Annotated in this window: 10 protein-coding genes; 1 reads left to right on the top strand and 9 read right to left on the bottom strand. The window is 51.4% G+C overall.

Features of this window, described 5'->3' with window-relative positions; translation table 11 throughout:
- The 6 genes from D6694_11945 to astE all read right to left on the bottom strand — a co-directional run.
- Positions 1–513: YebC/PmpR family DNA-binding transcriptional regulator (locus D6694_11945; GenBank protein ID RMH38727.1), on the bottom strand; the 513-nt coding region annotated here is incomplete at its 3' end.
- A 3-nt stretch (positions 514–516) separates the two neighbouring features.
- Entirely contained in the window at positions 517–2,283 is a 1,767-nt protein-coding gene (gene aspS, locus D6694_11940; GenBank protein ID RMH38726.1) for an aspartate--tRNA ligase, read from the bottom strand.
- Positions 2,284–2,409: 126 nt separating this feature from the next.
- Positions 2,410–2,955, bottom strand: coding sequence for a DUF481 domain-containing protein (locus tag D6694_11935; protein ID RMH38725.1), 546 nt, complete (start codon positions 2,953–2,955; stop codon positions 2,410–2,412).
- Positions 2,956–3,046: 91 nt separating this feature from the next.
- Positions 3,047–3,892, bottom strand: coding sequence for an acetylglutamate kinase (gene argB, locus D6694_11930; protein ID RMH38724.1), 846 nt, complete (start codon positions 3,890–3,892; stop codon positions 3,047–3,049).
- Positions 3,889–4,947, bottom strand: a complete 1,059-nt coding sequence (gene argC / locus D6694_11925) for an N-acetyl-gamma-glutamyl-phosphate reductase (protein ID RMH38723.1) — start codon at positions 4,945–4,947, stop codon at positions 3,889–3,891. Before argC ends, argB begins: the two co-directional genes overlap by 4 nt.
- Positions 4,948–4,964: 17 nt before the next feature.
- A complete protein-coding gene (astE, locus tag D6694_11920; protein RMH38722.1) occupies positions 4,965–6,023 on the bottom strand; it encodes a succinylglutamate desuccinylase in 1,059 nt (352 codons plus the stop codon).
- A 162-nt stretch (positions 6,024–6,185) separates the two neighbouring features.
- Here astE and D6694_11915 point away from each other — a divergent pair, with 162 nt between their 5' ends.
- Positions 6,186–7,025, top strand: a complete 840-nt coding sequence (locus D6694_11915; protein RMH38721.1) for an NAD(P)-dependent oxidoreductase — start codon at positions 6,186–6,188, stop codon at positions 7,023–7,025.
- Positions 7,026–7,055: 30 nt separating this feature from the next.
- Here the strand turns inward: D6694_11915 and D6694_11910 are convergent, their stop codons facing one another.
- The 3 genes from D6694_11910 to D6694_11900 form a co-directional block, all read right to left on the bottom strand.
- Positions 7,056–8,273 carry a beta-ketoacyl-ACP synthase I gene (locus tag D6694_11910; GenBank protein ID RMH38720.1) on the bottom strand — a complete coding sequence of 406 codons (1,218 nt, stop codon included), beginning with the start codon at positions 8,271–8,273 and terminating at the stop codon, positions 7,056–7,058.
- A gap of 9 nt (positions 8,274–8,282) precedes the next feature.
- Complete coding sequence (locus D6694_11905; protein ID RMH38719.1) at positions 8,283–8,792, bottom strand: bifunctional 3-hydroxydecanoyl-ACP dehydratase/trans-2-decenoyl-ACP isomerase; 510 nt, start codon at positions 8,790–8,792, stop codon at positions 8,283–8,285.
- 70 nt (positions 8,793–8,862) lie between these two features.
- Positions 8,863–9,265, bottom strand: a 403-nt coding sequence (locus tag D6694_11900; GenBank protein ID RMH38718.1) for a hypothetical protein, incomplete at its 5' end; no start/stop codon positions are given.

Here is a 9,265-nt window from a genome sequence, read left to right as displayed (position 1 = left end):
GATGGAGCCATCATCATTGGTGATCACATCATCTGCTCCGGCTTCGATCGCCACCTCCATAATGGCGTCTTCATCTGAGCCGGGCGCAAAACTGATGACGCCAGTTCGATTAAACAGATACGCCACCGACCCTTCAGCACCGAGATTGCCGCCGTGCTTGGAAAAGGCATGCCGCACTTCTGCTACAGTTCTGTTACGGTTATCCGTCATGGCTTCCACTAAAATCGCCACGCCGCCCGGACCATAACCTTCGTAAACAAGTTCTTCGACGTTATCCCCTTCCTGTCCACCTGCGCCGCGTTTGATTGCGTTTTCAATGGTCTCGCGCTTCATATTGCTGCCAAGCGCCTTATCCACTGCCGCCCGCAACCGTGGATTGGCCTCAGGATCCGGGCCGCCCATACGCGCCGCCACGACGATTTCACGAATCAACTTGGTGAACAATTTTCCACGCTTGGCATCCTGAGCTTTCTTACGATGCTGAATATTTGCCCATTTACTATGTCCAGCCATGACTCACTCCCCACCTTTGATCTCAATATGCAATTCCGCCAACTGCTCTGAGGACGCTGCCGAAGGTGCCTCTGTCAACGGACAGCTGGCTGTCGTCGTCTTGGGAAATGCTATCACGTCCCGAATGCTTTCGGCACCAGCCATCAACATCACCAAACGATCGAGCCCAAACGCAATGCCGCCATGGGGCGGACAGCCATACTTCAACGCTTCCAGCAAAAATCCGAACTTTTCAAGCGCCTCAGCCTCGCCAATGCCCAGCAATTCGAAAATCGCCTGTTGCATGTCCGGCTGGTGAATACGAATGGAGCCACCACCGATCTCGTGTCCATTGAGCACCATATCGTACGCGCGCGACAGCGCTGAGGTCGGTGACGACTTCAGTGCGGCCAAATCGTCGACACGTGGCGCTGTGAACGGGTGGTGAAGCGCAGCCAACCCGTCGTCTGTTGACTCAAACATCGGAAAGTCAACCACCCATAACGGTCGCCAACCAGCTTCTACAGCCCCCCGTTCATGCCCCAGCCGCAGCCGAATTGCCCCCAGTGCTTCGCTGGCGATTCGGTATTTATCCGCAACAAACAACAGCAAATCGCCTGCTTCAGCAGATAGACGGTCGACAAGTTGATGGCTTTCTTCATCAGTCAGAAACTTGGCAATCGGTGATTGGATACCCGCTGCACCCGCTTTTGGATCGTTGACCTTAATCCAAGCAAGCCCCTTGGCACCATGTTTGGCGGCCAATTTGGTCAACTCGTCAATCGCTTTCCGAGACAACTCGGCACCACTGGGCACGCGCAAGCCCGCAATACGACTGTCTTTATCCGCTGCGGTATTTGCAAACACCTTAAATTCACTCTCGGCAAAAATATCCGCAACATCGATCAAACGCCATGAGATGCGCAGATCCGGCTTATCGCTGCCATAATCGCGCATCGCCACTTCATAGGAAAGCCGCGGAAACGGATTGGGCAGGGCCACTCCGAGATGTACCTCAAAAACATGACGAATCATGTCTTCCATCAACGCCATGATTTCGTCTTCTTGCATAAACGACGTTTCTATGTCGAGCTGCGTAAACTCTGGCTGTCGATCAGCGCGTAGATCTTCGTCGCGGAAGCAACGTACAATCTGATAGTAGCGATCAAAACCAGACATCATCAACAGCTGTTTGAATAGCTGTGGAGATTGAGGAAGCGCATAAAACTTACCTCGATGCACACGGCTTGGCACAAGGTAATCCCGCGCGCCCTCAGGTGTCGCCTTGGTCAAAAAAGGGGTTTCGATGTCCAGAAAGCCCCGTTCATCAAGGTAACGGCGCAAGGTTCTCGTGACCGCCGCCCGCAACTTTATTTTCGCACTCATCTCTGGGCGGCGCAGATCAAGATAACGATAACGAAGCCGAGTCTCTTCTGCGACTTCGGTAGGTTTATCCACGGGAATGGCTGGCGGAGCAGAACGGTTCAATATATCCAGTCCTGTCGCAACCACTTCGATATCTCCGGTCGCCATATCCGGGTTAACCATATTCTCAGGGCGCGCACGAACGACCCCTGACACCCTCACCACATCTTCGTAGCGAAGTGTTTCTGCCAGCTCGACAAGTGCCTTGTCGTCGGACTCGAAAACCACTTGCACAATGCCTTCACGATCGCGTAGCTGGATAAAAACCAAGCCACCAAGATCACGCCGACGGTGAACCCAACCGTAGAGTGTGACGGACTGCCCAACCACTGTTTGATTTAGTTGGCCGCAATAATGCGTTCTCATATTTTGCTCGATACCCGTTACTAAAGGTTCGCAATGTTAAGCTGATACACGCGGCAGGTAAAGTCCTTAAGTTATGCGAAGACTGGACATTAAAAGCCCGGCTTCGAAGCCGGGCTTTTTGTGAAACTAGAATTGATAGCGCACCCCAAGACGAAACGTATCATAGTCTCGATCATTGAATCCGATTTCGTAACTGATGACACCTTTAAGTTGAGCAGTGATCGAAAAATCGGTACGAAGACCAAGCTCCGAACCCTTAAAGAAATCCGCTGTACCAGTATCAAGCCAGACAGAAAACTCAGAACCGTTTCCAATCGCTTTCCGGGCACGCAGGCCCAAAAACGCCCCTGACTCACTCTGCGATCCCCATCCATGTTCAAAGTCAAAATACTCAAGGCCACCATGCAGATCCACGCTCACACCGTTTCCCTTGAACAACTCGTAGCCGATGCCTGCCGTGGCCTTAGTGAAATCTGAATAATCAAGCTGGAACTCGGCAAAAACATCTGGTGTCAACTTGCGCATAGCTCCGAAGAAGACACCGTTCTCATCACCGTTATCCAAGCTGACAAAGCCAGCTTCGACGTGATCATACGAAAGACTGCCCGCAGAAGCGATACCGGCCATCGCCGCACATAGGCCCGCTACCAATGTTTTTTTCATCATTTTCATTCTCCTTTACCCTTGTTAACACAAACGATGCGGCTCAATAAGGCCGCATCCATAATCTAACATTACGTTGATTAATATTCGCTGAATTCCTCTACCGAGAGTCCACTATCCGCGTCCCAAATTCCGTGCTGCCTTGAGCGGCCTTTAGAAATGCACCTTCAGCCGCCCCGGATAAGATGACCACAGCGCCGACGCCCTGTCTGACCACCGCTAGGGCCTCCTCAATTTTAGGAATCATGCCATCGGCAATGACGCCATCTTGGATCAGTTGTCGTGCCAAGACTTCATCAATCATTGGGATTCTAGAGTCAGGACGACTGAGGTCCTCAAACACAGCGCCAACTGCGGTGGTCAATATCAAGAGATCGGCGGATAGCGCTTCCGCCAGACGTACCACCGTGGTGTCAGCATTAATATTGAAAATTCGGCCATCGTCACCGACGCCCAAGGTGGCAATAACCGGGACAAATCCGGCCGCTAAAAGCGGCGTTAATGCGGCCTGATCGATGCCCACAACATCCCCCACCTCACCGAAATCCACCGGCGTATCACCAGCGCCACTGACGACACGTGGCGGTCGCTTGACCGCCTGAATGAGACGTCCGCTGGCGCCGTGACAACCAAAGGCGGGAATGCCTTCACGAATAAGCGCAGACACCAAATCAACATTCACCTCGCCGACAATCGCTTGTTTGACGACACGCAAATCATCAGGTCCGGTGATCCGGCGGCCACCCACTTTTTTCGGTGTGAGTCCGAGTTGTGTCTGCAGTCGGTTCACTTGAGGGCCGCCGCCATGCAGCAGCACCACTTGCCAACCATGGTTGACGAGATCGGCGACATTCTTGGTCAAACCATTCTTTTGCGCATCATCGAGCAAAACATCACCGCCAACTTTGACTACCGCCAGCGGTTTGTCGGGATTATTTTGCCTCATGGCCACAGCCCCGGCATATCCAGACCGTAGTGTGCCGGTTTTCCGGTCATTAAGTTGAATGATTGAATGGCTTGACCTGCGCCGCCTTTGATCAGGTTGTCAATCGCACTGGTGCAACACAGCGTGCGGACACCAGTCTCCTCATCAACGCGGGTATTGATGCCAATTTCGACACGCGCAGTGCCCTGAACAGCCACGACTTCAGGCACCATCCCTTTTGGCATCACAGACACCAATTTATTGCCCGCATAGTATGCCTCATAAATCTTGCGAATTGAGTCTTCATCGTGCTCGGCTGGGAGATCAAGCTGACTGATGGCAAGAATACCGCGCACCAAGGGGGCCGATACCGGCACAAAATCGAGCGCGATACTTTCTCCCCCAGCCATTCCTAAGGTTTGAACAATTTCCGCACGATGTTGGTGATGGAGCACTTTGTATGCCTTTAAGTTGTTGGCGCGAATCGCATGGTGGGTGCCAAGCTGGGGGCGTACACCGGAACCAGATGAGCCTGTGATCGCCACGGTGCGAACGTTAACACTTTTTAACAATCCGGCATCCGCCAAAGGCAACAAGCCCATCGCGATGCATGTGGCAAAGCATCCTGGACTGGCCACATAGCGCGCATTTTTAATCTTATCTGCGTTCAGCTCAGGCATACCATACACAAATGTCCCCAAACGCTCTGGACACGGGTGTTCCGGCGCGTAATCGCGCTGATAGTCTTCGAGCCGGTGTAGCCTGAAGTCGCCTGAAAGATCAATAATACGTACGTCGAGATCAAACAGTTCCATCGCCACTTTGGCCGTGACGATGTGTGGCATCGCGAGAAAGACAATATCGGCCCCTTTGGCTGCTTCTCTCGGTGGTATGTCTTCAAGGATCAAGTGTTCATAACCTGCCAATTTTCGATGCACTCGGCTAATTGACTCGCCCACATGATCTTTACTTGAGATCCGAAGAATTTCGACGTCCTCACGCACCAGCAAATGGCGAAGAATCTCTGCTGCGCCATAACCAGCACCACCAATAATAGACACCTTAATTTTGTCCATGCTTGACTCCTGTAATATCAATGATTGCTAGACAGCGTACCAAAAACTGAGGCTGCATCAACGGGACGAACAATCAAGCCAACACGCTGCCCCACGGGCACATTTTTATTTGGAAAGACAATCGCCTCATCTTCGTGCTGAACCACATAACTGCCTTCAGCATCCTTCATTAGGCAGGTGCCAACCGGAAAACGAGTGAAGTTTGGCACCGCATCATCCACATAAAACACAAAGTCTTCGCTGCGCCGAATAAGTTCTTTTTCGACTGAATACACAGGGACTTTCGGTAATTTTGGCGAGCGTCGAATATTGTCACCCGACAACCAGCTCGCTAGCTGCTCACGGACGGCACGAAAACGTTCCATGTCATTCTGGCCGAAAGGTTTGACTTGCCCCAGCTCCACCGTAAACCCATACGCAGCGCAGGCATGACTTGAAAAATAGGAAAATGTGCTTGACGGTTGATGGCCGAGCAAAATGGCATTAACGCCGCAACATTCCAGATGGTTGATTTCCTCTAAGTTCCAGGGCCGGCCATCCGGATACGGATAGATGGCAAATTTCTCGTGATGCGAACGTCGAATGGCCGTATGTAAATCATAGTGACGCTTAATTGGAGCGTCATAGGCGCGGAAAAATGTTTTGACATAATCTTCGAGTTGCCTTGCCCGATGGGCTTCATAGTGTGTTTTTCCAGCGTGCTTACCATTGAACAGTCGGTTCATGTTTTCATTGACAAACCTCTGCTGCACCTGCATGGCAAGCACGTTACCCATGATCAATAATACGGGCACGGCAAGTTTAATGTCACCACCCAAGAGCTTACGGACAAGCTCATCAACGATTTCAATCGGTGCGGTTTCGTTACCATGAATGCCCGAAGAGATGACCAAAGACAATGTTTTTTCCGGTTGGTCATGCGGTTCGGCTAATAAAACCCCATTGTCTAACCAACGAAACCGGCCGCCTTGTGGCAATGGTATCCAATCACTTTCGATGTGCTGTTCACCGTAAGTGAGTGTGACCGCCAAAAAGCCGTCAAGGGTGAGCGCTTGGAATAAGTTTGATGACATCATTTTTCCGTCAAAACGAACGGTACATTAAAGATGAGCCGCAAGGATAGGCAATTGCGATCCTAACCTCAAGAGGCATCGCTTATTTAGCCGACGAAAACGATAAAACACCGCTACAATGAAAGCATCACCAAGTGTTTTGATGGATAATCAGGAGGCAACCCAGTGAAACGTGAGCAACTTGACAATTTAACTGCTTTTATCACCGGTGCAAGCCGCGGCATCGGACGAGCTATCGCCCTTAAGCTGGCAAAACATGGTGTCAACGTTGTCATTGCGGCCAAAACTTCAACACCTCATCCCAAATTACCGGGTACTATACACAGCGTTGCCGAAGAAGTGCGCGAACTTGGTGGCCGAGCATTGCCTTTGGCAGTCGATGTGCGGGACGACCAAGCCGTCGCACGAGCCATGGCCGAGGCCGCCGAACATTTTGGTGGCATTGATATTCTGATCAATAACGCTGGCGCCATCCAGTTGACCCCGGTTGAACAGACGGAGACAAAGCGTTTTGACCTGATGATGGCCATTAACGCAAGAGCAGTGTTTGTCTGTGCTCGCTGTGCACTGCCCTATTTAAAACAATCAGATCATGCGCACATCGTCAGTATGAGTCCGCCCATCCAACTAGAGAAAAAATGGCTGGCCCCACATGCCCCTTACACGCTATCAAAATACGGTATGACGTTATTAAGCTTGGGAATGGCAGAAGAATTCCGACCCTATGGCATCGGTGTCAATTGTCTCTGGCCAAAAACCATTATTGCCACAGCCGCCATTGAATTCGCGGTCGGAAATCAGGAAATGCTCAAACATGCGCGCACGCCGGAGATTATGGCAGACGCCACATTTGAAATTGTGCGAAGCGATCCGAAAGAATTGACGGGGCAAACGATCATTGACGAGACCATTTTGCGCGAACGAGGTTATCAGGATTTTTCGCGTTACCGCCATGGCCCCGAAAATGTACCGTTACAAGCGGATCTTTTTGTTGACTGGGATTAAGAAAGGCGCCGTTAGGGCGCCTTTCTTGATCTACGCATCGCATCCCTCAAACACTAAACAAGCGTTGGTCCCGCCAAAGCCGAAGCTGTTCGATAACACCGCGTTCAACTCGACATCATCGATCCGCTGCATAACCACCGGCATGCCTTCTGCTTCGGGATCAAGATTCTCGATATTGGCGCTTGCGGCAATAAACCCATGTTTCATCATGAGCAGGCTAAAAATTGCTTCCATGGCGCCAGTTGCCCCCAGCGAATGCCCTGCCAGCGACTTTGTGGAACTGATATACGGGATGCGCTCACCAAAGACTTCGCGAATGGCTTTCAATTCGGTCACATCACCAACCGGCGTCGACGTACCATGGGCATTGATATAGTCAATCGGTTGACGTGCTGTGGCAATCGCCTGTTTCATGCAGCGCACAGCCCCTTCTCCTGAAGGCGCCACCATGTCATAACCGTCGGAGGTCGAACCGAACCCTGTCACTTCAGCGTAGATTTTCGCCCCCCGCGCCTTGGCATGTTCATATTCCTCGAGCACAACGACCGCCCCGCCGTTGGCGATGACAAACCCATCTCGATCACGGTCGTATGGCCGTGAGGCCCGCTCAGGGGTTTCATTGTACTTGGTCGATAACGCGCCCATGGCGTCGAACATCATGGTCAAAATCCAGTGCATTTCCTCCGCACCACCGGCAAAAACAATGTCCTGTTTGCCAAACTGTATTTGCTCATAACCATGGCCGATGCAGTGCGCCGATGTCGCACAAGCTGACGAAATTGAGTAATTGATGCCTTTGATGCCAAACGGCGTCGCCAGACACGCGGCGGTGGTGCTTCCCATTGTTTGAGTGACGCGATACGGGCCAACTCGACGCAATCCCTTTTCGAGAAAAATGTTAGCCGCTTCCCATTGATTACTGGGGCTGCCACCACCACTACCGATCACCAAACCTGTCCGTTCATTGGAAATCTCTTTCTGCTCAAGCCCAGAATCAGCAATTGCCTCTTCCATTGCCAGATAGGCCAGCGCAGCGGACTCGCCCATGAAACGACGTATCTTTCGATCTATCCGTTCAGAGAAATCAACTTCAACTTTTCCGGCAATTTGACTTCGAAATCCCTTCTCGACAAACTCATCAATACGACGAATCCCACTTCTGCCTTCCTTAAGCGACTTAGTCACCTCATCCTGATTTAAACCAAGACAGGAGACCACTCCAATGCCCGTGACCACAACTCTTCGCATACTATCCCCTTAAAAGCCGTTCATTGACTGAAATAGTCCGACACGCAAGTCTTTCGCCAAATAAATTGCCTTTCCATCCACCAGCACGGTGCCGTCTGCGATCACCATTTTTAACTTCCTGGAAATGACTCGTTTGATGTCAATGACATATTGAACCAGACGGTTATTTGGCAAAATTTGCCCAGTAAATTTGACTTCGCCAGCCCCGAGCGCCCGACCACGCCCAGGATTCCCAAGCCACGCCAAAAAAAAGCCCGTCAACTGCCACAATGCATCTAATCCAAGACAGCCCGGCATGACCGGATCACCGGGAAAATGCACATCAAAAAACCATAAATCTGGCTTGATGTCTAGCTCAGCCTCTAAGCGCCCCTTGCCATAAGCACCGCCTTCGGGTTCAATTTTTGTAATTCTGTCGACCATCAACATACCAGGGGCAGGCAACTGGGCATTGCCAGGGCCAAACAGTCGTCCTTCACTACAGGCAACCAGTTCTTCGTAGGTGAACTGCGTTTTCATCGTATTGCACTCACACATTTTTCAGACTAAGTGCAATTATGCCCTCAAACCTACTTCGATCTGGTATGACCTAGCGACCTAACAAAGCTTTGAGCGCCAGCTCCCTTAATTGTTCCGGCTCATGTTCAGCTAACACACCCTTTCGCTTCCTGATCACAGTTGCCCACGCTTGGTACTCTGCGGCATCCTCCAGGTTACCAAGCTTGGCAAGTGCCGTCGATTTTTGCTGGTACGATAAGTCGACGTCCTTGAATCGTGCTAACAATTGGTCACCAACACGCACCGCCACGCTGCTGGCCAGAGTATCAAGCAATTCCAAATCCGTTGGCAGTCGCGCAAACTCGCTCGGCTGATGGTATTCGCCAATGGTGATACCTTCGACTGAACGTCCCGTCACCTCTTTGGACGCCTTCACCGTGTCTGTGTAAACCACTTTCGCAGTCGCTGCTTCGATAATACGGAACGATACCGTC

Source organism: Gammaproteobacteria bacterium (genome assembly GCA_003696665.1).
Classification (GTDB): Bacteria; Pseudomonadota; Gammaproteobacteria; order Enterobacterales.
This window is presented reverse-complemented; position numbering and strand designations above follow the sequence as displayed.